Annotated in this window: 17 protein-coding genes; all 17 read left to right on the plus strand. The window is 52.4% G+C overall.

Going from position 1 to position 22,407, the window contains the following annotated elements:
• The first annotated feature begins 71 nt into the window (after positions 1-71).
• The gene (gene yyaC / locus DXD12_RS11870) at positions 72-671 is read left to right on the plus strand and encodes a spore protease YyaC (protein ID WP_117796679.1); all 600 of its coding nucleotides are present in this window, start codon (positions 72-74) and stop codon (positions 669-671) included.
• A gap of 191 nt (positions 672-862) precedes the next feature.
• Positions 863-2,161, plus strand: coding sequence for a LysM peptidoglycan-binding domain-containing protein (locus DXD12_RS11875; protein WP_117796612.1), 1,299 nt, complete (start codon positions 863-865; stop codon positions 2,159-2,161).
• A 72-nt stretch (positions 2,162-2,233) separates the two neighbouring features.
• Entirely contained in the window at positions 2,234-3,517 is a 1,284-nt protein-coding gene (locus DXD12_RS11880; RefSeq protein ID WP_118638415.1) for a DUF5711 family protein, read from the plus strand.
• Positions 3,518-3,563: 46 nt separating this feature from the next.
• Positions 3,564-5,549: a transketolase gene (gene tkt, locus DXD12_RS11885; protein WP_022360014.1), complete on the plus strand. Its 1,986-nt coding sequence runs from the start codon at positions 3,564-3,566 to the stop codon at positions 5,547-5,549.
• A gap of 229 nt (positions 5,550-5,778) precedes the next feature.
• On the plus strand, positions 5,779-6,723 hold the full coding sequence (locus tag DXD12_RS11890; RefSeq protein WP_107001744.1) for an ROK family glucokinase: 945 nt from the start codon (positions 5,779-5,781) through the stop codon (positions 6,721-6,723).
• 372 nt (positions 6,724-7,095) lie between these two features.
• On the plus strand, positions 7,096-8,760 hold the full coding sequence (locus tag DXD12_RS11895) for a putative manganese-dependent inorganic diphosphatase (RefSeq protein WP_107001786.1): 1,665 nt from the start codon (positions 7,096-7,098) through the stop codon (positions 8,758-8,760).
• 94 nt (positions 8,761-8,854) lie between these two features.
• Positions 8,855-9,130, plus strand: coding sequence for a type II toxin-antitoxin system HicB family antitoxin (locus DXD12_RS11900; protein ID WP_107001743.1), 276 nt, complete (start codon positions 8,855-8,857; stop codon positions 9,128-9,130).
• 12 nt (positions 9,131-9,142) lie between these two features.
• Positions 9,143-9,829, plus strand: a complete 687-nt coding sequence (locus DXD12_RS11905; protein ID WP_333489860.1) for a flavin reductase family protein — start codon at positions 9,143-9,145, stop codon at positions 9,827-9,829.
• Complete coding sequence (locus DXD12_RS11910) at positions 9,826-10,362, plus strand: shikimate kinase (protein ID WP_118638416.1); 537 nt, start codon at positions 9,826-9,828, stop codon at positions 10,360-10,362. Before DXD12_RS11905 ends, DXD12_RS11910 begins: the two co-directional genes overlap by 4 nt.
• A 196-nt stretch (positions 10,363-10,558) precedes the next feature.
• Positions 10,559-11,839 (plus strand): DUF1576 domain-containing protein, encoded by a 1,281-nt coding sequence (locus tag DXD12_RS11915; RefSeq protein WP_118293721.1) that lies wholly within the window; start codon positions 10,559-10,561, stop codon positions 11,837-11,839.
• A gap of 101 nt (positions 11,840-11,940) precedes the next feature.
• Positions 11,941-13,620 carry a potassium/proton antiporter gene (locus tag DXD12_RS11920; RefSeq protein WP_117796614.1) on the plus strand — a complete coding sequence of 560 codons (1,680 nt, stop codon included), beginning with the start codon at positions 11,941-11,943 and terminating at the stop codon, positions 13,618-13,620.
• A gap of 217 nt (positions 13,621-13,837) precedes the next feature.
• Positions 13,838-14,389 (plus strand): TetR/AcrR family transcriptional regulator, encoded by a 552-nt coding sequence (locus DXD12_RS11925; RefSeq protein ID WP_117796615.1) that lies wholly within the window; start codon positions 13,838-13,840, stop codon positions 14,387-14,389.
• 301 nt (positions 14,390-14,690) lie between these two features.
• Complete coding sequence (locus tag DXD12_RS11930) at positions 14,691-15,812, plus strand: efflux RND transporter periplasmic adaptor subunit (protein ID WP_243027860.1); 1,122 nt, start codon at positions 14,691-14,693, stop codon at positions 15,810-15,812.
• Positions 15,809-18,859: an efflux RND transporter permease subunit gene (locus DXD12_RS11935; RefSeq protein WP_118629899.1), complete on the plus strand. Its 3,051-nt coding sequence runs from the start codon at positions 15,809-15,811 to the stop codon at positions 18,857-18,859. The genes DXD12_RS11930 and DXD12_RS11935 overlap by 4 nt, the downstream gene beginning before the upstream one ends.
• Positions 18,860-18,947: 88 nt before the next feature.
• Complete coding sequence (locus DXD12_RS11940) at positions 18,948-19,607, plus strand: TetR family transcriptional regulator (RefSeq protein WP_118629901.1); 660 nt, start codon at positions 18,948-18,950, stop codon at positions 19,605-19,607.
• A 2-nt stretch (positions 19,608-19,609) separates the two neighbouring features.
• Positions 19,610-20,851: a TolC family protein gene (locus DXD12_RS11945; protein WP_182457076.1), complete on the plus strand. Its 1,242-nt coding sequence runs from the start codon at positions 19,610-19,612 to the stop codon at positions 20,849-20,851.
• 121 nt (positions 20,852-20,972) lie between these two features.
• Complete coding sequence (locus tag DXD12_RS11950; RefSeq protein ID WP_118629905.1) at positions 20,973-22,181, plus strand: TolC family protein; 1,209 nt, start codon at positions 20,973-20,975, stop codon at positions 22,179-22,181.
• Positions 22,182-22,407 lie beyond the last annotated feature (226 nt).

Consider the following 22,407-nt stretch of genomic DNA (forward strand, 5'->3'; position numbering starts at 1 on the left):
CCACCCCGCCTATAATAAAGGTAAAACAACCCCTGTCCAACAGGCAGGGAGAAAACAGGACGGTGTGGGAGATGAACAGACGGGGACGCAGCCGCTTCGGTGGCAGTCCGGAGATATATTATTACAATTCAGCCCGCCGGGACGCGGTGGGAGAGCTGGCAGGGCAGTTAAGTGGGCTGATTCAGGAAGAAATGACCCGAAGGCATAAAAAGAAACTGGTTTTCCTCTGCATCGGCACGGATCGCTCGACCGGAGACAGTCTGGGACCGTTGATCGGATATAAACTCAAACAGGAACGGCGGCGCGGTACGCTGGTATTCGGAACACTTGATCGCCCCGTGCACGCGATGAACCTGGAACATTACGTGCAGGTTTTAAAAAATGGCTACCCGGATGCGCTGGTGGTGGCGGTCGATGCCTCGGTTGGTGATGAAAACCATATCGGCTATGTCACGTTAGGGCGCGGGGCTTTAAAGCCGGGGCTTGGCGTCTGCAAGGAGCTTCACGCGGTCGGAGATCTCTTTATCACCGGGATCGTGGCGGGCTGCAGCCATTACGATCCGATGATGCTGCAGAGTATCCGCCTGGCACTCGTCATGCAGCTGGCAGACTGCATCAGCGCGGGGATCGGGCTTGTCGAAAATTTTTGCCTGGATGCTGCCTCCGTTTGACAAATTTTGCATGCAATCGGCGTTATGATAGGCGGAAAGAAATTCATCATACTCCTGAAATTACGGAAAATCATGTTACTGTATTTGTGCAGGTATTTTCAGCACTGAAAATGCTGCGCGGTGCAGCAATCAAATCATGGAAGCAAGTACAGACCCGGTTTCAGGAGAATCTATCATAGCGGGGTGAACATATGGGAGAATATTCTGGTTCCCGCGCAGAACTGCCGAAAAATATCCGGCAGATCGGCGAGCGGGATGAGGTGGTCCGGTTGTATGTGGAGGATTATGTAAACACGTATTTGAAACAGGTATATCCATCCGGCGGACCGGGACTCCGGGTCGGGCTGCTGCTCGGAAATTCGGATCCACAGCAGGAGGTTCCGTGCCTCTTTGTGGACGGGGCGCTGGAGATGGAGGAGGTTGTGCCGTCCGGGGAGAAGATTGTCTTTTCGGAGGCGGCATGGAAAAAGGCATACCAGCGGATGGAGGAGACATTTCCGAAAAAGACCGTGCAGGGGTGGTTTATCTGCGGCGCGCCGGGGTGTATGTTAAGTCCCCTGACCTACTGGCGGCTGCACAAGCAGTATTTCGGTGGGAAAAACCAGCTCATGTACATAAACAGCGGTGTGGACGGTGAGGCGGCATACTATGTGATGTCGGAGGACGGGTTTTACCGTTTGAAAGGATATCATATATACTACGAGAAAAACCAGATGATGCAGGACTATATGATTCTGCGGAAGGACGCCCGCCGGGTGGAGACAGGCACCGGCGATCGGGTGATCCGCGATTTCCGTAACCGGATGGAAGAGCGGCAGCAGGAGGCGGCGTCGCGTTACGGGACGATCCGGGCGCTGGGGACGCTGTGCGGCGTGCTTTCGGTCGCGGTGCTTGCCGGCGGCGTGGTGCTTTTCGGCAATTACCAGAAAATGCGCGAGATGGAGAGTGTGCTGGTATCCGTCCTCCCGGATGGTGTGCGGGGCACTGCGGACGGGAAAGAGGCGGTCACGGTGGAACAGCTCCGCGGCAGTGTGACGCCGCTTGAGAGCAGCGATGTGGATGCAGACGGAACAACAGCGGAAAACGGAGGACAGGCGCATAAATGGACACTTGAGAGCGCGGCGGATGGAGATACAGAGGGCACTGCCATAGCAGGCAGACAGAATGGACAGGCTTCCGGCGGGCAGAGCGAAGAGGACGGAAAAATGGCGGAGACGAAAGCCCCGTACATTTTGCCGGAGCCGGAGGCACAGCGCGACCTGCCGAATCCGGGCGGCAATTCGACGGCGGGACAGGACTATCCGGTCACAAACTTGAAGCCCGGCGGCACGTACACGGTCGGGGATGGGGAGACGCTCTATGGGATCTGTTTTAAGCTTTATGGCAATATCCGTCATCTGGACGATATCCTTGCAGTCAACCATCTGACCGATGAAAACCGCATTATCGCAGGGCAGACGCTGGTGCTGCCGGATGTGTCCGGAGAATAGCAAAAAGATAATGCCAAACCATCTAAAATAGTGTATAATCAAGATGGCAGTCCAGCTACAGGAGATAAAAAAATGAGTGAGATGAACCCGATTGAACGGGAACAGAAGAAAAAGCAGCTGAGAGGGCGTGTGATCGACACCGCCACGCAGGACATGTTTCCCCGCCGGGGCATAAGCCACGGGGAAAATGAGGAAGAGGTGGCGGAGAAAGCCGAGCGCCATTCCAGACGGAAACGTCTCCGCAGGGTGCTGACGGCGGTGTTAATCGCGGCGCTTTTGGCGGTTGGTTTTATGTATTATAAAGATAACCATGCCTACACGGACTATACGGTGGCGTGGGAAAAAGAGATTGCGGCGAGTGAGAGCAGCACGACGGAATTTGTCCCGTTTGGGGAAAATGTCCTGAAATACACGAAGGACGGAGCTTCCTATCTGGACAAGTCCGGCAAGGCAGTCTGGTCGATGAGTTATGAGCTGAAATCACCGATCTGCTATGTCAACGGCGATTATGCCGTGATCGGGGACCAGCAGGGCAATGATATTTATATTGTGGACAAGACCGGAAGCCAGGGACAGGCGACGACGCTTCTGCCGATCCTGCGCGTCAGCGTATCGGCATACGGCATCGTGGCGGCGCTGGTGGAGGACAGCAATGCTTCGTATGTGACCTTTTTCAAGAAAGACGGCAGCGAGCTTGACTGGGCGATCAAGACGGTTATGTCGGGAAATGGTTACCTGATGGACGTTTCCTTATCGCCGGATGGTACGCAGGTCATGCTTTCCGACCTGTATCTGCAGGACGGGGCACTCAAAAACCGGATTGTATTTTACAATTTCTCCGAATATGGAAAGAATTATCCAGACCGTCTGGTCGGAGGTTTTGATGAGCTGGGAGACAGCATCTGTCCGCGCGTCCGGTTTCTCGACGAGGATCACGCGTGTGCATTTGCGGATGATCAGGTGGCATTTTTCTCTTTGGAAAATGTAACAAGCCCGGCGCTGGTGCGCCAGGCGGAGATCGACGGGGAAGTCCGCGGCGTGGCATGGTCGAAGGACTATGTGGCGGTCATCTCGGACAACACCGAGGGCGGAAGTGAGAGCCGTTTGAGCATGTTTAAATCCGATGGAACCGCTATGGGTACGGCAGATTTCTCGTATTCGTGGCGTAACATAAATATACAGGGCGATTTCGTCATCCTAAATAACGAAAATTCCTGTCGGGTCTACAGTCTGTCCGGCAAGGAGCGGTTTGCCGGGGAGTTTGATTTCTCTGTGGCGCAGGTAACACGCGGCCGCGCGTTCAATTCATTGATTATCAGCGGCGGCGACCGGATGCGCGAGATCCGCCTCAAATAACACACGTTTAGTTTTTAAAATTAAGATACATAGCAGGAGGTTACTTATGAATCAGATTGACACATTATCCGTAAACGCGATCCGGATTTTATCCGCAGACGCAATCCAGAAGGCAAATTCCGGTCATCCGGGACTTCCGCTGGGATGTGCAGCAGCGGCTTATGAACTGTGGGCACATCATATGAACCATAACCCAGCTAACCCGAAGTGGGAGAACAGAGACCGTTTCATCTTATCCGGCGGTCATGGTTCCATGCTGCTGTACTCTCTGCTGCACCTGTTTGGCTACGGAAATCTTTCCAAAGAAGATCTGATGAACTTCCGCCAGTTAGATTCCAAGACTCCGGGACATCCGGAATATGGTCATACCGTTGGCGTTGAGGCGACGACCGGTCCGCTGGGCGCAGGTATGGGTATGGCAGTCGGCATGGCGATGGCTGAGGCACATCTGGAAAGCGTATTCAACAAAGAAAATTATCCGGTAGTTGACCATTACACCTATGTATTGGGCGGCGACGGATGTATGATGGAAGGCATTTCCTCTGAGGCATTCTCTCTGGCAGGTACCCTGGGACTTTCCAAGCTGATTGTTCTCTATGATTCCAACCGCATCTCCATCGAGGGAAGCACCGACATCGCATTCCGTGAGAATGTACAGGAGCGTATGCAGGCATTTGGTTTCCAGACGATCACTGTAGAAGACGGCAATGATATCGACGCGATCGGCAAGGCGATCGAGGCTGCAAAGGCAGATACCGAGCATCCGTCCTTTATCACCATCAAGACGCAGATCGGCTTCGGCTGCCCGGCAAAACAGGGCAAGGCGAGCGCACACGGCGAGCCGCTGGGCGTGGAGAATGTGGAAGCACTCAGAAAGAACTTAAACTGGCCGAGCGAAGAGCCGTTCTTCGTACCGGAAGAGGTATACAAAAACTACTCCGAGATCGCAGAGCAGAAGGCAGAGGTAGAAGCTGCATGGAACGTGATGTTTGCCGCTTACTGCGAGGAATATCCGGAGATGGAAGCGCTCTGGAACCAGTATCACAATGCAAAGGCGGGCGAGGCGCTGAAAGATGACGCCGGATTCTGGGCAAAACAGGAGAAACCGGAAGCAAGCCGTGCGATCTCCGGACGCCTGATCAACTACATCAAGGATGTTCTGCCGAACCTGTTTGGCGGTTCTGCTGACCTAGCACCGTCCAACAAGACTAACATGAAGGATGCGGGCGACTTCTCCAAGGAGGACAGAGCTGGACGTAACCTGCACTTCGGTGTCCGCGAGCTTGCGATGGCAGCGATCGGAAATGGCATCATGCTGCATGGCGGTCTGCGTGCGTATGTATCGACCTTCTTTGTATTCAGTGATTACTGCAAACCGATGGCAAGACTGTCTGCACTGATGGGCGTGCCGCTGACCTATGTATTTACGCATGACAGTATCGGCGTTGGTGAGGATGGACCGACCCATGAGCCGATCGAGCAGATGGCAGCGCTGCGTGCGATGCCGAACTTCCATGTATTCCGCCCGTGCGATGCGACCGAGACAGAGGCAGCTTGGTACAGTGCTGTTACTTCCGAGCACACACCGACCGCACTGGTGCTGACCAGACAGAATCTGGAGCCGATGGCAGGCAGCAGCCGTGAGGCATTAAAGGGCGGCTACATCATCGACGACTGCGAAGGCACACCGGAGTTAATTCTGATTGCCAGCGGTTCCGAGGTAGCTCTGGCGGTTCATGCAAAAGAGACTCTGGCAGCAGAAGGTCAGAAAGTCCGCGTTGTCTCCATGCCGTGTATGGATCTGTTCGAGGAGCAGAGCGAGGAGTACAAGGAGTCCGTACTTCCGAGAGAAGTACGCCGCCGTGTAGCAGTAGAGGCGCTTGGAAGCTTCGGCTGGGACAAGTACACCGGCTTAGACGGCAAGATCATCGCGATGGAAAGTTTCGGCGCCAGCGCACCGGCAGGGCTTCTGTTCAAGAAGTTCGGCTTTACCGTTGAGCATGTGGTAGAGGTGGCTAAGAGCCTGAAATAATGCTGATTTTGGTAAAAAAATAAGATAAAAGACAGGCACCTGTCTGTCGGCAGAAAAGAATGCGGTACCGCTTAAGCAGAAATGCGCCTTTCTCCGGCAGGCAGGTGTATTTTGCTTTCCAAACCTTGCAAAACGGGGATGCATTGCGTATAATAAGAGCCAGCGCAGAAAAAAGATGAGGGCATAGAAGAAAGGCTGCCGGTGCAGCCGTAAGGGAAGGGATCCAGACATGGAAAAAAAATGTATTGGGATAGACGTCGGCGGAACGACGGTTAAGATTGGTATTTTTGAGACGGACGGAACGCTTGTTTATAAGTGGGAGGTTCCGAGCCGCAAGGAAGAGAATGGGGCGTACATTCTTCCGGATGTAGCCGCTTCGATCAGGAAGAAATTGAACGAGCAGGGAATCCCGATGGACGCCGTGATCGGCGCAGGTATGGGATTTCCGGGTCCGGTGCAGCCGGACGGCTATGTGGAGGTCTGCGTCAACTTGGGATGGCGCGATCTGAACCCGCAGAAGATTTTGAGTGAGTTATTAGATGGAATGCCGGTCCGCTCCGGTAATGATGCTAATGTGGCGGCGCTCGGCGAGATGTGGCAGGGCGGCGGCAAGGGCTGCCATGATATCGTGATGGTGACGCTGGGAACCGGTGTCGGCGGCGGCGTGGTACACGATCAGAAGATCGTTGCAGGACGCCACGGACTGGGCGGCGAGATCGGTCATATCCATATCCGCGAGGGCGAGAAAGAAACCTGCAACTGCGGCGGACACGGCTGTCTGGAACAGGTAGCGTCCGCGACCGGTATCGCCAGGGAAGCGAGGCGGAAGATGGCGGCAAAGCCGGATGCGTCGGTGATGCGTGCCTACGGTGATGCGATCACCGCAAAAGATGTGCTGGATGCGGCAAAAGCCGGGGATGCACTGGCGCTGGAGGTTATGGACACCGTGTGCTATTATCTCGGATGGGCGCTGGCGACTATTTCGATGACCGTGGATCCGGAGATTTTTGTCATCGGAGGCGGCGTGTCAAAGGCGGGGACTTTTTTAACGGATTGGATTGACCGCTATTACCGTGAATTGACCCCGATCTCTGAGAATAAGGGCGAGGTTCGCCTGGCAACATTGGGAAATGACGCAGGTATCTATGGGGCGGCGAGACTGATCTTAGATTAGGCGCCTTGTTTTGAGTGACAGAGTGCAGGGTAAAGGGTCTGGACGTTTGAAGGAAATAGAGATAGAAAAGCGTTCAGATATGCCGAAAATATGCTGTAGACAAGAGGAGACCCCGGAGCGGTCAAGCATCCGGGGCAATTATGAAAAATCTATGTGCAAAATCACTATAAAACAAATTTGAAAAGTGAAATCTTTTATGCTTTTAGTATAAAAATAAGATATGAATAAAATATGAACACCGTGTAAACAGATTATGAAAATTGGAGATTTTGTACAAAAAAGTTTCACGAATCAGAGGTTTCTCTATCAAAACAGAGGATAGAAAGAAAAATGGCAGAATTTGCAGCGCACGGTGCGAATCAGGAGGAAAAAATGGCAGCAGAAAAAGCAAAGAAAACGATTGTAATTGGACATAAAAACCCGGATACGGATTCGATTTGTTCTGCAATCGGCTATGCGAATTTCAAAACACTTCAGACGGGCGGCGAATATGTACCGTGCCGTGCCGGAGAACTGAACCCGGAGACAACCTTCGTACTGGATTACTTTAAGGTAGATGTGCCGAAACTGATTAAATCCGTCAAAACGCAGGTCAAGGATATTGAGATCCGCGAGACTCCAGGTGTTTCCAAGAATATTTCCCTGAGAAAAGCATGGAACCTGATGCAGGAGGATGGTCTGGTAACACTTCCGGCTGTTACCGATAAGAATATACTGGAAGGTCTGATCACAGTCGGCGATATTACCCGTTCTTATATGAATGTATACGACAGCAGCATTCTTTCCAAGGCATGCACTCAGTATGCAAATATCATCGAGACCCTGGAGGGCGCGATTTTTGTTGGCGATGAGAAAGCGTACTTTGATAAAGGAAAAGTCCTGATTGCGGCAGCTAATCCGGATATGATGGAATATTATATTGAAAAGAACGACCTGGTTATCCTCGGCAACCGCTATGAGTCGCAGCTGTGCGCGATCGAGATGGGTGCAAGCTGTATCATCGTGTGTGAGGGCGCTGGCGTTTCCATGACGATCAAAAAACTGGCACAGGAGCGCGGCTGTACCGTCATCACAACTCCGTATGATACCTACACGGCAGCCCGTCTCATTAACCAGAGTATGCCGATCAGCTATTTCATGAAGACTGAGAAGCTGATCACCTTCGATACAGATGATTTCATCGATGATATTAAGGATGTGATGGCAAGCAAGCGTTTCCGTCATTTCCCGGTACTCGATAAAGAAGGCAAATACAAAGGCCTGATTTCCCGCCGTAACTTACTGGGTGCGCGCGGCAAGAACGTGATTCTGGTCGATCACAATGAGCGCGGCCAGGCGGTAGACGGCATCGAGAATGCCAATATCCTGGAGCTGATTGACCACCATCGTCTGGGTACTGTGGAGACAGTCGGACCGGTCTTCTTCCGTAACCAGCCGCTCGGCTGTACGGCAACAATCATCTTCCAGATGTACCGCGAACAGGGGCTGGAGATCGACAAGACCATCGCAGGTCTGCTCTGCAGTGCGATCATCTCCGATACGCTTCTGTTCCGTTCTCCGACCTGCACACCGATGGATCGGGCGGCAGCGGTTTCTCTGGCTGAGATGGCAGGCATCAAGCTGGATGAGTTCGCAAACCAGATGTTTGAGGCAGGCAGCGAGTTAAAGGGCAAGAGCGATGCAGAGATTCTGTATCTGGATTTCAAGAAATTCTCAGCTGGAAAGACAAACTTCGGCGTCGGTCAGATCAACTCCCTGAATGCAGAGGAGCTTGGAAAGCTGAAGAACCGTATGCTGCCGTTTATGGAGAAGGCGCGTGAGGACGAAGGTCTGGATATGCTCTTCTTCATGCTGACGAATATCCTGACGGAGACGACCGAACTTCTCTGTGTTGGACAGGGGGCGGCACAGGTTGTGGCAGATGCGTTCCACGTAGGTGATGCAAATGAAGAGCTGAAGCAGACGGCAACACTGCCGGGCGTTGTTTCCAGAAAGAAACAGCTGATTCCGGCACTGACAGTGACACTGGAGCAGTAAATCAGGTGACAGTGCGCGGACGGGATTGTTTCATACGGAAAATCCAGTGATAGTTCGTGCAGGGCAGGAAGGTCGGACGGAAAGGAAGGATACCATGACATTTGTATATCCGGCGGTTTTTACGCCTAAGAAAGATGGAAAAGGGTATGATGCATATTTCCCGGATTTGGAGTGCTGCGAGGCGGAAGGTCCGGATCTGGAGGATGCGGTGGAAAATGCGCGGGAGGCAGCGTACAACTGGATCAGCCTGGAGCTGGAGGAAGAGGGCGATCTGCCGGCACAGACGCATATCGATGATATGAGCCTGCCGGAAGGAAGCATGGTGAAACAGATCATGGTCCGGATCAAACTTCTCCCGGACAACGATTAAGAGGATATAGGGATGGCACAGAAGAGAGCGGCTGGAAAGCCAGAAGAGCGTCGCCGGGGAGGAGCAAGGCAGAACCCGGAAGGACAGTTGAAAAAACGGATGGAGACCCGGAACACTCCGGGACCGCGCGCCCAGTGGAAGCCGGGCAATATGATTTATCCGGTTCCGGCGGTGCTGGTCACAGTGGCGGACTGCGAAGGAAACAGCAACATCATCACGATTGCCTGGACGGGCACGATCTGTACGAACCCGCCGATGGCGTACATTTCGGTGCGCCCGGAGCGCTATTCTTACCATATGCTGCGGGAGAGCGGTGAGTTTGTCATCAACCTGGCGACGGAGTCGATGGCGTATGCGACCGATTACTGCGGCGTCCGCTCCGGCAGGAATGTGGATAAATGGAAGGAGACAGGGCTCACACCGGTTCCGGCGCAGACGGTGAAGGCGCCGGTGATCGCCGAAAGCCCGGTCGCGATCGAGTGCCGGGTGACCGAAGTCAAGGAACTGGGGTCACATCATATGTTTCTGGCAGAGGTAACGGGTGTCAGCGTGGACGAGCAGTGGCTCAACGAGCGCGGCAGCCTGGAGCTTGCAAAGGCGGAACCGATTGTGTATTCGCATGGCGGCTATTATGGGCTTTCAGAGCTTCTTGGAACATTTGGATGGAGTGTAAAGAAAAAGAAGAGGTGCCAAAGATGAAAAATAATGTAACCCTGATTGGTATGCCGTCCGCAGGAAAGAGCACGGTCGGAGTGCTTTTAGCAAAGAGACTGGGCTATTCCTTTATAGATGTGGATCTGCTGATTCAGGAACAGGAAGGTAAGCGTCTGCGCGAGATCATCGAAGAACAGGGACTGGACGGATTTCTCGATGTGGAGAACCGCGTCAACGCGGGGGTGGAAGCCGAGCAGGCGGTCATCGCACCGGGTGGCAGCGTGATCTACGGAAAGGAAGCGATGGAACATTTAAAATCCATCGGACTGGTTGTCTATCTGAAAATTACTTATGACGAGCTGGTAAAACGCGTCGGCGATGTCAAGGACCGCGGCGTGGCGCTGAAAGACGGCATGACACTTCTGGATCTCTACCATGAGAGGATCTCGTATTTTGAGAAATACGCGGACATCACGATCGACGAGGAAGGTAAAGAGCTGGGGGCGGTGGTTGATGAGCTGCGCAAAATATTGGAAGAGCGCGGTTATGTGCTGGGAAGTGCGCCGGAGGAAGAGTAACAATTTCACATGAGAATGGGGGCAGCCGGTTCTGCCGGACGGGTTTCATAACGGGTTACAGTGAGAAAAAAATCAGTTGCAAAACAGTTGAAAATCCAATACAATAGAATAGTAACCATTTTTATAGAATGTTAACAGTCGGGGGTGCAAAGATGCGGAATCTTTTTTGCATCCCTTTTTTGAAAGGTGTGCGTATATGACTACAGTGAAATCTCTGTCCAGAGAGATGAAATTCTTTCTTCTGGCACTGATTCCGATCTATTTCATTTCAGTGGGGCTGATTATACAGCCGTTTGATTCCATTGTGACTGGTATCTATGAAATCATATGGGAGCCGGATTTCCTGATCACCGATTATATTGCGGTCGGCGGCATGGGAGCCGCGTTTGTCAATGCCGGGATGATGGCGCTTATCAGCATCTACTTTGTCTATAGTCTTGGGATGGAGATGGACGGGCATACGATCACGTCTTGCTGTCTGATGTTTGGATTCTCTTTGTTCGGAAAAAATCTGATGAATATCTGGGCGATTTTTCTGGGTGTATTTCTCTATGCAAAATATCATAAAATGCACTTATCCAACTATATTTATGTCGGCATCTACGGAACGAGCCTGTCTCCGATCATCACACAGCTGATGCACGTGGTGGAGCTGCCGATCTGGCAGCGCTTCTGTGTGACGATTCTGGTGGGAATCTGTATCGGATTCGTGCTTCCACCGCTCGCGACGCATTCCCACTATGCCCATAAGGGATATTCCCTTTATAATGTGGGATTTGCCTCTGGCATCATTGCGACGGTCCTGGTCTCCACGTTTAAGTCCTTTGGAATTGAGACGGAGGCGCGTCTTATCTGGTCCTCCGGCAATGATGCGATGCTTCTGGGGCTGCTATTTGTCCTGTTTGCAGGCATGTCGGTGGTGGCAGTGCTGTGGCGCGGAAAAGATACGCTTTTAGGCTATGAAAAACTCCTTGCGACAACGGGAATCGGCGGTACCGATTACCTGCTGGAATTGGGCGGTGCGGTGACGCTTCTCAACATGGGACTCAATGGTCTGTTTGCGACCTTCTTTGTGCTGGCAGTCGGCGGAAACCTAAATGGACCGACGATCGGCGGAATCTTTACCATCGTTGGATTCAGTGCGACTGGAAAACATTTGCGGAATATTTTCCCGATCATGGCGGGCGTCTGCATTGCGAGTACCGTCCGGGCGTGGGATATCACGAATCCGTCGGCACTTCTGGCGCTGCTCTTTTCCACGACGCTGGCGCCGATCGCCGGAGAGTTTGGAATTTTATGCGGCGTGTTAGCCGGTTTTCTGCACGCGTCGGTGGCGCTCAATGTCGGGATCGTGTATGGGGGCATGAACCTCTATAACAATGGATTTGCGGGCGGTATCGTCGCAATGTTCCTGGTGCCGGTGATCCAGTCGATCCGCGACCGGAGGGCGCGGGCGAAGGGAGATCTGTCGCTGTAAGATTTCCTCTTTTTAATGGAATCTTAACACGAAAGAGGCATAGAGATATTGTATCATTATAAAAACACCACATTTATGATACCTACTAAACATAGAAAGGAATGATACATATTTCAACTTCATTTGCGCTTCTGGTCGTAGCGATTATTATCCTTGTCTGCATCGCGGGAAGCCGTCTTTCGGGGCGGCTGGGGGTGCCGACGTTGTTTATTTTTATTATGCTGGGAATGCTGTTTGGATCGGACGGTATTTTTAAGATTCCATTCGGCAATTTTGCACTGGCGGAACAGGTCTGCTCGGTGGCACTGATTTTTATTATGTTTTACGGCGGGTTCGGCACGCGCTGGAGTGAGGCGAAGCCGGTCGCGGGGCGGTCGATTTTGTTATCCTCGGCGGGTGTAGTGCTGACGGCGTTTTTGACCGGGCTGTTTTGTCATCTGGTGCTTAAGATGGCATTGATGGAAGGAATGCTTCTCGGCGCAGTTCTTGGATCGACCGATGCGGCATCCGTGTTCTCGATCCTGCGTTCGCGCAAGCTGAACCTCAAATACGGCACGGCATCCATGCTGGAGTTAGAGAGCGGAAGCAACGACCCGTTTGCGTACATGATGACGGTGATTCTGCTGTCTGCGATGACGGGGAGTGTGAGCGGCGGTTCGGCGGTTCTGCTTTTGATCCGCCAGCTCGCATTTGGGCTTTTGACCGGCGCGGCGGTCGCGTGGCTGGTGACATGGCTTTTAAAGCGGTATGCCTTTTATGGCGAGGGATTTGACACGATCTTTGTCTTTGCGGCGGCAATCATTTCCTACGCGCTTGCATCCCAGATTGGCGGAAATGGCTACCTAAGCGTGTATCTGACCGGTATTATCCTTGGAAATCAGGAGCTGAAGAACCAGAAAGCGCTGGTTGGCTTCTTTGATGCGTTTACCGGCATGATGCAGATGCTTCTGTTTTTCTTACTGGGACTTCTGGCGTTTCCCTCGCAGATGCCGTCGATCGTGCTTCCGGCGATCGCAATCGCATTGTTTTTAACATTTGTGGCGCGTCCGGCGGCGGTTGGCTTGCTGCTCGCACCGTCGAAACCGCCGATCGGGCAGTATCTGGTTATTTCCTGGGCGGGTCTGCGCGGTGCGGCGTCAATCGTATTTGCGATCATGGCGACGCTCAGTGAGGGATATATGAAATATGATATATTCCACATCGTGTTCTGCGTTGTTTTATTTTCCATCATTTTTCAGGGTTCGCTGCTTCCGAAGGTGGCAGAAAAATGCGACATGATCGACAACTCGACCGATGTCATGCGGACGTTCTCAGACTATACGGGCGATATGCAGATTCAGTTCGTGCAGCTTCCGATCGGGGACAATCATCCGTGGAAAAACCGTAAAATCTGTGAGATTGAGATGCTTCCGGGTATGTTAATCACAGTGATCCGGCGCGGCGCGCAGACGATTGTGCCCAAAGGGCAGACTGTAATTCTGGAAGGGGATACCGTCGTCTTGGGTGCAGAGGGCTTTACGGACAGCCAGGGAATCCTTTTAAAAGAGATTCTGATGACACCCGATCACCGCTGGTGTGGTAAGAAGATCGCGGAGGCGCGCTTCTATAAGAATACGATCATTGTGATGATAAAGCGGGGCAGCCAGATCGTCATTCCAGACGGCGGTACGCAGATACTGGAAGGCGACCGGGTGGTTGTATACTCGCAGAAACTGCCGCAGGTGGAAGGGCGTGTGAAGCACGAAAGCGGACCGTCCGTATCGGCTGCTGTCCACAAATAAGCACGTTTGCGTGAACAGTAACGTGGATTCATCGTTACTGTTCACGGGTAGGCACTTTTGGAACCGAAAGTGCCGTAAGAAAACGTGGTGGCAGCAGGAATTTGCCGTATTTGAATGCGAGATTCATCGCAGGAACATGGAAATTTCAGGCAATACTTGCAGTTTATTGAATTATAAACTATACTTAAACAACAACGGTTTGCCGGAGGAAAAGAGTATGCAGCAGGGAAATACGAAGGAACGGATTGTAGAGGCTTATATCGAGCTGGAGTCGGAAAGACCGGTCGAGAAGATCACGGTTACGGCGCTGGTTGAGCGGAGCCGGATCACAAGAAAAACATTTTATTATTACTTTAAAGATATATATGATTTGATGGAATACCGGATGGAACGCGAGATGAAGCGCATCATGGAAGAGACGATGAGCCAGCCAGATCCGGAGAAGGCGCTGACACAGCTTTATATGTATATCATGGAAAACCAGAAGCATATCCGGGCATTGTCCGAGTCGGTACAGTTCATGGCGCTGCGCCGTCAGATGGGAGAAAAGGTGTACCAGTATTTTTATAACCATCTGGAGCGGATTGGTATGTTTAAGAACCTGACGATGCCGGAGGCGGCGATGGCGGTGCAGATCATCATTTTCTCGGTTATGGGAGTTGCGTTTGACGCGCCGTTTAAGGATGAGGCGGATGTGAAGGAGCGCGTCGCCACGTTCATGAGCGTGATCCGCAAATGCACCGGGTGCGACCCTATGCAGGTCCGTTAGGAAAGCAGGTTTCCGGCAGTTTTGAGAATTATTATCAATTAGAAAATGGAACAAGGAAACGCAGGAGGAATCAGCGGTATTTGGTTGGTTTTTCCTGCGTTTTTGCTGTCATGTACCCCAAAAAACGGTCAGCGGCAGGAAAATTCGGGTGCCATGAAAAAAAGATGAACATAGATGGATACATTTTGACAAATTTGTGTACACACCTGTCCAAACTTGGGAGTGGCAAAGTGTATACGAGATGAGTAAAATATAGACTGAGAAAAATTTATACCAAGAACAAGCATAGATGGAGGAAATTATGAAAAAAAGAGGAAAGATTCTGGCGCTGGCTGCGATTGTAGTAGTTGGTGCTGTCGTTTTGTCCCGATGCGGTCATAAGAATACGGCGGCGGAATATGAGTCCCGTCCAACCGTAAAGGTAGAAAATCCGGTTCGTCAGGACATCAGCCTGTACACGGATCTGACCGGACTGGTAGAGCCGCAGTCCCGCGCGAGCGTCATGCCGAAGATGAGCGGCGAGGTGCTGGAGGTTTACTTCCAGGCGGGCGATACGGTCCAGGCAGGGCAGGCGCTGTGCAAGATCGATTCCGACGCGTTGACAGCGTTAAAGCTGCAGGTGGATGCGGCTTCCGTTGCCTTAAAGAATGCGGACAGCAATTTAAGCCGTACCCAGGCGCTCTTTGCAGATGGTTTTGTCTCCCAGGAGGCGATGGAGCAGGCACAAAACAGCGCACAGAGCGCGAAGATTTCCTATGAATCTGCGAAGAATCAATACGATCTGCAGGTGAAATACACAACCGTGACAGCGCCGATCGACGGTGTGATCGAGTCCCGGAGCGTCGAACCGCATGATCATGTATCTCCGGCAGGCGAGATCTGCACGATCTCCGGTGCCAGCCAGTTACAGGTTAAATTCGGTATCACCGAGAAGATCCACCAGACGATGGAGCTGGGTGACAGCGTGACGCTGGAGAAAAATGGTGTGGATTACACCGGTACAGTGACCGAGATCGGATCTATGGTCAACGAGAGCAGCGGTCTTTATGACGCGCGTGCGATGGTGCCGGATGCAGCAGGTCTTACGAATGGTTCCCGCGTAAAAATGACGGTTATCATGGACCGTGTCAGCCAGGTGCTGACCGTTCCGGTCGATGCAGTCAGCTACGACAACGGTGCCCCGTTTGTATACCTCTATGAGGACGGAAAAGCGGAGAAAACCGAGATCGAAGCAGGTATTTATGACGATGAAAATATGGAAGTAAAATCGGGTCTGACGAGCGACAGCCAGGTCATCGTAAGCTGGAGCAACGAGCTGGTGGATCAGGGAGAAGTCCTGTTGGCACAGGATAACGACGGCGCACAGACAGACGGAAACAATGAGACAGCAGCGGAGACGACAGAGGCAGGTGACAAAGAATGATTCGACTGACAAAACTCGCACTGCGGCGTCCGGTTACCATCATTCTCTGTCTGATCACCATCGCGTACTTCGGTCTTCAGTCCGTCATGGGCATGAAGCTGGAACTGACGCCAGAGATGGAGATGCCGATGTTAATCATCGCTACGGTGTATCCGGGAGCCAGCCCGGAGGACGTAACCGATCTGGTTACCAAGAAAGAAGAAGATGCGATCACATCATTGGACTCGGTAGATAAGGTACAGTCCATTTCCCGTGAAAATGTATCGATCGTCATTGTCCAGTATGAGTACGGCACCAACATGGATACCGCATACATTAACCTGAAAAAGGCGATAGACGGCATTCAGGGCGATCTGCCGGACGATGCCAATGACCCGAATATCATGGAGCTGGATATTAACTCGATGGCGACGGTTACGCTGGCAGTCAGCGGCGACGTCGATCAGAACCTTTATACATATGTAGATGACAAAATTGTTCCTGAGTTTGAGAAATTAAGCTCGGTCGGCGAGGTTTCGATTGCCGGCGGTCAGGAGAGCTACACCCGCGTGGAACTGATTCCGGAAAAACTGGCACAGTACCACCTGAATATGAATACGGTCGCACAGTTAGTCGGTGCCGCCGATTTCACGATCCCGGCGGGCGATGTCCGGGTTGGAAAACAGGATCTCGACGTCAGTGTCGGCAACGAATTTAAGAGCACGGAAAGTCTGAAAAATGTCGTGCTTCCGCTGGAAAACGGTGAGACGATCCATCTTTCTGATATCGCGAATGTCTATGAGGCGCTGGAGGATGCAAACTCGATCGGACGCTATAATGGCGAAGATGTTATCTCCCTGGGAATCAAGAAACAGCAGAGTTCCACCGCGATCGAGGTTTCCAACCAGGTAACCAAGAAGGTGCAGGAAATTGAACAGCAGTATCCGGGTCTTAAAATCACCGTGGTAGATGATGCCAGTGACACGCTGAAACGGTCTTTAAGCAGCGTAATCCAAACGCTGCTCCTGGCGATCATCCTGTCCATGATCATTCTGTTCTTATTCTATGGCGATCTGCGTGCGTCGGTCATCGTAGGTACGTCCATTCCGATCTCCGTTGTGTTGGCGATCATTTGTATGGCGGCGATGGGATTCTCAATGAACATTATTTCCCTGACGTCGCTCGTTCTCGGCGTTGGTATGATGGTTGATAACTCGATCAACGTCCTCGACGGATGTTTCCGGGCGAAGGAAAAACTGGATTTCTACGACGCGGCGCTGGAAGGTACGCGCACGATGATCGGCTCGATCACCGGCGGTACGCTGACAACCTGTGTTGTATTTATTCCGCTTCTGATGTTAAACGGTATGTCTGGACAGCTCTTTACACAGCTCGGCTACACGATCATCTTCTGTATGACGGCTTCCTTATTCTCGGCAGTCATCATCGTGCCGCTCTGCTATATGTTCTGGCATCCGGTGGAGAAGGATCATGCGCCGGCAGGACGCATCATCAAAGGCATCCAGGCCTGGTACCGCAAGCATATGCCGCATGTCATTAAGCGCTATGCGCTGGTATTTGGAACGACGGCGGTGCTGGTTGTTCTGGCCCTCCTCATGGCGTCCAGACTGAACCTGGAGCTGATGTCCTCGATCGATGAAGGTATTGTCACGATGACGATCAAGACGAAGCCGGGTTATTCGGTATCGGCAATCCGTGACACTGTGCTTGATTTGGAAAATATGGTAGAGGCAGACGAGGATGTGGATCATTACCTGATGACATATGGAAACAGTGGCGTCAGCATGACTTCCGGAAGTGATGTGACACTGAATGCCTACTTAAAAGATAAGAGAAAGCTTTCCACGGACGAGGTTATCGAGAAGTGGAGATATGCGACACAGAACTACGTTAATGCGACTATTACGCTGGAACAGGGCAGCAGCAGTATGAGCAGCAGCATGAGCAGCGGTGATTCGATTGAGGTGGATCTGCAGAGTACCGATTATGATACATTAAAGAAGTCAGCGGATGATCTGGTAACGGAGCTTCGCAAGCGCGAGGATGTTATGCAGGTACATTCTTCTGTTGAGAATGCGGCGCCGGTTATCAAGGTAAAAGTGGATCCGGTCAAGGCGGAGGCAGAGGGACTGACCCCGGCAAGCATCGGTTCGGTTGTATACAGCAATTTAAGCGGTGTGAAAGCGGCGACGATCTCCGTCAACGGCGAGGATCAGGATGTGAAAGTAGAATTTGCGCCGGATCGCTACGATTCCATCGCGAAACTGCAGGGCATGATGATCACGACGGCGGCGGGCAATACGCTTCCGCTGGAGGATCTGGCAGAGATTTACTACCAGGACAGCCCACAGGAGATTTCACGAAAAGAGAAACAGTACCAGGTATCGATCACGATGCAGGCACAGGCAGATTATAAGAAGACGGCTGAAAAAGATGTCAAGAGCTTCGTGCAGAACTGGGAGTTCCCGTACGGTGTTGAGATGGCGACCAACAGCCTGGATGAGTCGATGGGTGAGGAGCTTTCCGCGCTGGGAATGGCGCTTGTCACAGCGATCTTTCTGATTTTCATTGTCATGGCGATTCAGTTTGAGTCTCCGAAGTTCTCCCTGATGGTTATGGCAACGATACCGTTCAGTTTGATCGGTTCCTTTGGATTCCTGTTCCTGGCGGACTGCCCGATCAGTATGACCTCCATGCTTGGTTTCCTGATGCTGGTCGGTACGGTTGTAAACAACGGTATTTTGTACGTGGATACGGTCAACCAGCTGCGGGTGGAGATGCCGTTAGACGAGGCGCTGGTAGAGGCAGGTGCGATCCGTGTACGCCCAATCTGCATGACGACACTGACGACCATCATTGCGATGATCCCGAACTGTCTGGCATTTGGTAAGGCGGGCAAGATGATGCAGGGCTTAGCGCTTGTAAACGTCGGCGGTCTGGTTGCGGCGACGATCCTGACGCTGGTACTGCTTCCGTCCTTCTACCGAGTGGTTTATAACATGGGAAAAGGCAAAGAAGATGAGTATGATAAGCTGGACTGCGACTAAGGAAAAGCAGGTTAAGCAGTGAATCTGTCAGGCGGCGGACCCGGGGCGGGGAAGCTGCCTGTACTGATAGAAAAAGGGGGAGAAGAAGATGCCGTCGGAACGATTTAAGCGGCTGCCGGAGGAAAAACAGAAGAAAATCCGGGACGCGTGTATGGCTGAATATACGCGGACAACGATAGAAAAAGCATCGCTCAACCGTATGATAGAAGATGCCGGGATCTCCCGGGGCAGTTTTTATACGTATTTTGACAGTAAATGGGATGTTTTAGGATATCTGTGTGAGAGTTTTATCAATGAATTTTATGAGTGCGGCGTGCGTTGCCTTGAAGAGGCGCAGGGGGACATCTGGGAGATGTTAGGGCAGTTTTTAAACGGTTCGCTTGCCCTGTGCCGCGATGAGAGACGCGCCGATTTCATCCGCAACATCATGGAGTGCAGCAGCCGTGAGGCGCTGACCTTTGATATATTCAGCTCCGATCCGGACAGTCCACGCGCCGTGCGTGGACGGAAGCTGGAACGTGCCGCCTATGAGTCGTGCGTGGGAAAATCCTTGCGGAAGCTGGGCTGGGAGGAATATATGAGTTTTTTCCGCATGGCGATGATGGCGATCGCGATGGAGATCAAGAGCTTTCACGACGGAGTTCCGGAAAACCGTATCCGGGAACGGTTTGCCCTGACACTCGGCATCCTGAAACGGGGCGCTGGGATAGAATCGGGAGCGGGCGCGCAGAGCGCCGAAAGGAAATGAAGATGAGTAAGATGAAGAAAAACAGGAAAAAACTGTTTGCCATTCTTTTACAGGCGGCGTTAGTCAGCACGGCTATGACGATGCCGGCATATGCGGCTAAAATGCCGGGGATCGGCTCAGATGCGCTGATCGGCGACGATGCGACCGGTCCGGTGCTGACGGGCGGCAATACCGAGGTGGAGGAGGAAACTTCCCCGTACACCAAAGAACAGCTAGAGGATGGGACGCTGGAATATGGCGAGATCGCATGGCGAATCGAGGGGTACAACAGCACGTACTTAAACCTGCGTTCCCAGCTCTACAGCCAGACGACCAGCCAGTCGGCGGGAACTGCCCTGGCGGCAGAGGCGAGCGCCCTCATGGAAGATGCGATGGACCTGAAGTCCGACGATATGGATGCGGAGACGAGAGAGCTGTTTGAGGGCTACAAGGCGGCAGCGAGAGAGCTGCGCAAACAGGGGGCAAAGCTTACGAACAAGGAGCTTTCCGGCACCTATGCCCGGACCCTGCGTCAGACAAAGAATAAGTTAGTCAAGGCGGTGCAGAACTTGCTCATCCAGTATGAGGAACTGCTCCCGCAGGTGGAAACAGCGAAAAAGAATGTGGAAATGTGCCAGGTAAATGCGGATGCCGCACAGAAGATGCAGGCGCTCGGCCGTGCTTCCGCGCAGGAGGTCCTGACGGCGCAGAAGGCGCTGCAGCAGGCCAATTCCAGCGCCCAGCAGGCAGAGAATGGGGCACTGCAGCTCAAGCAGAATATTTTGATGCTGCTTGGATTTGACGCGGATGCGCCGGTGACATTTGCGGATGTGCCGGTTCCGGATGCCACCCGCCTTGCGACGATGGATCTGGCAGCCGATACACAGGCGGCAGTCAGCGCAAATTATGATTTGATGTCTGTGCGTGCTGCGAAAGCGGAAAGGTCTTCCAACCGCACAGTCAAGAAGCGAAACGTCGCCTATACCGAGGATTCGGTGACGATCACGGTTCAGAACCTCTATGCGGCGGTGGTATCAAAGAAACAGGCGTATGACAGTGCGACGGCTGGATATCAGGCGGCAGCGCAGAGCTACGAGGCGGCAAAGCGTCAGAACGCACTGGGAATGCTCTCAAGAGCCAATTATTTGGGGCTTGAGTGCTCCTGGCTCAGCAGCGTGGCGTCGTATAAGAGCGCGGAACTGGAATATACCAAAGCGGTGGAAAACTACGAGTGGGCTGTGAAAGGTCTGATTGTGGCGAATTAATCCGTCAGGAATGGCAGTTTACTTAAGGTGTGAACAGGTTGCTATTCACGGGTAGGCACTTTTGGAACAGAAAGTGCCGTAGGATAACATGGTGGTAACAGAAAGGAAGTAGGAACCGGAAATGAAACATAGAAGAAGGAAAACGGCGCTTCTGACCGCAGCGGCAGCAGCTGTTCTGGCATTGCAGGGACCATTTGCGGCGCTGGCAGCCAGCCCGCAGTTCGCTTATGACGCAGATACATGGGCGAAGCTTCAGGACAATGTGATGGAATACAGCGAACTGCCGTATCTGGTACAGGAGTACAACCCGACGTATCTAAACAACCAGACGACCTATCAGGCAGGGCGCGATACGAAGAATGCGAAGGAAGTGCAGGATAAGCAGTACAATCAGGCGAATGATCTGTACGACAGCGCGGATAACCTGCGGGATCAGGCGGATCAGATTGAGGATTTTCTGGCGGTGCCGGGCATGGCGAGTGCTTACGCAAGCCTGATGTCAGCGTCCGTCATGGTGGAGCAGAATGCGTTAAAAACCCAGCAGTCTGCCGATGCTTCTTACCGCGACAGCGAGATGGACCGTCTGGACTATATCAACAGCCAGGATGCGGTTGTCGCGCAGGTGCAGTCGGCGTTTGCTGCTTATAATCAGGTCAAAAAGACAATTCCGTTGATGGAGAAATCAGTGGAATTGCAGGAACTTTCCATGCAGCTGACCCAGAAGCGCCAGCAGCTAGGTCAGGCGACCCAGATTGATGTGTTAAATGCACAGAAGTCGCTGCAGTCGCTCCAGTCCACGCTGACCCAGACAAAAGCGGGACTTCAGGCCCAGCATCAGCAGCTCTGCGTCCAGACCGGATGGTCCTATGACGCGGAACCGGATATCCAGGATCTGCCGCAGGCGGATCTCACCCGGATCGCGGCGATGAACCTGGCGGCGGACACGCAGACGGCACTCGAGCAGAACCTGTCCTTACAGTCCAACAAGCGCGGTTATGCCAATATGGCAGAAGGTTCAGCCGATAAGAAAAACATGGACCGCACCATCAAGAACCAGGAACAGACGATCCGCTCCGGTATGCAGACACTCTACAACGACATCATGCAGAAGCAGACAGCCCTGCAGCTTGCCGATGCGTCCCTGGCAGCAGAGACGCAGACGATGAATGCGATGCAGAAGAAGCTGGAGCTTGGCATGGCGACCCAGCTGGAGTACAAGAGCGAGGAAGTTTCCTTCCTGGAGAAACAGATCGACAAAGAGACAGCTAACATGAACCTGCAGCAGGCGATCGAGACGTATGAGTGGGCGCTGAAAGGTTACATGAAGTAGGGACAGAAGTTAAGTCTCTGGCACTTCCTCTGCGCGGGGGTTAACGTGGCGCTGGAGGAGCTGTGTATATCGAAAATGATATAATAAAATATTTATAAAACAAGAGGCAAAAAGCGGCGTTTTCTTTCGAATCGCCGCTTTTTTTGGGAAAAAAATAGGTGCATATTGTATGGATTTAACAAAAAATAGCCACAAACTACAGAATACTACCGATTCGGACTGGAAA

It is taken from the genome of Clostridium sp. TF11-13AC (assembly GCF_003481065.1).
Taxonomy (GTDB): Bacteria; Bacillota; Clostridia; order Lachnospirales; family Lachnospiraceae; genus Otoolea; species Otoolea fessa.

Excerpts from the sequence above, each read along its gene's own strand:
- yyaC (WP_117796679.1), top strand. The coding sequence starts at position 72 with ATGAACAGACGGGGACGCAGCCGCTTCGGTGGCAGTCCGGAGATATAT.
- DXD12_RS11880 (WP_118638415.1), top strand. The coding sequence starts at position 2,234 with ATGAGTGAGATGAACCCGATTGAACGGGAACAGAAGAAAAAGCAGCTG.
- DXD12_RS11875 (WP_117796612.1), top strand. The coding sequence starts at position 863 with ATGGGAGAATATTCTGGTTCCCGCGCAGAACTGCCGAAAAATATCCGG.
- DXD12_RS11900 (WP_107001743.1), top strand. The coding sequence starts at position 8,855 with ATGACATTTGTATATCCGGCGGTTTTTACGCCTAAGAAAGATGGAAAA.
- tkt (WP_022360014.1), top strand. The coding sequence starts at position 3,564 with ATGAATCAGATTGACACATTATCCGTAAACGCGATCCGGATTTTATCC.
- DXD12_RS11910 (WP_118638416.1), top strand. The coding sequence starts at position 9,826 with ATGAAAAATAATGTAACCCTGATTGGTATGCCGTCCGCAGGAAAGAGC.
- DXD12_RS11945 (WP_182457076.1), top strand. The coding sequence starts at position 19,610 with ATGAGTAAGATGAAGAAAAACAGGAAAAAACTGTTTGCCATTCTTTTA.
- DXD12_RS11920 (WP_117796614.1), top strand. The coding sequence starts at position 11,941 with ATGATACATATTTCAACTTCATTTGCGCTTCTGGTCGTAGCGATTATT.
- DXD12_RS11930 (WP_243027860.1), top strand. The coding sequence starts at position 14,691 with ATGAAAAAAAGAGGAAAGATTCTGGCGCTGGCTGCGATTGTAGTAGTT.
- DXD12_RS11935 (WP_118629899.1), top strand. The coding sequence starts at position 15,809 with ATGATTCGACTGACAAAACTCGCACTGCGGCGTCCGGTTACCATCATT.
- DXD12_RS11895 (WP_107001786.1), top strand. The coding sequence starts at position 7,096 with ATGGCAGCAGAAAAAGCAAAGAAAACGATTGTAATTGGACATAAAAAC.
- DXD12_RS11915 (WP_118293721.1), top strand. The coding sequence starts at position 10,559 with ATGACTACAGTGAAATCTCTGTCCAGAGAGATGAAATTCTTTCTTCTG.
- DXD12_RS11925 (WP_117796615.1), top strand. The coding sequence starts at position 13,838 with ATGCAGCAGGGAAATACGAAGGAACGGATTGTAGAGGCTTATATCGAG.
- DXD12_RS11890 (WP_107001744.1), top strand. The coding sequence starts at position 5,779 with ATGGAAAAAAAATGTATTGGGATAGACGTCGGCGGAACGACGGTTAAG.
- DXD12_RS11940 (WP_118629901.1), top strand. The coding sequence starts at position 18,948 with ATGCCGTCGGAACGATTTAAGCGGCTGCCGGAGGAAAAACAGAAGAAA.
- DXD12_RS11950 (WP_118629905.1), top strand. The coding sequence starts at position 20,973 with ATGAAACATAGAAGAAGGAAAACGGCGCTTCTGACCGCAGCGGCAGCA.
- DXD12_RS11905 (WP_333489860.1), top strand. The coding sequence starts at position 9,143 with ATGGCACAGAAGAGAGCGGCTGGAAAGCCAGAAGAGCGTCGCCGGGGA.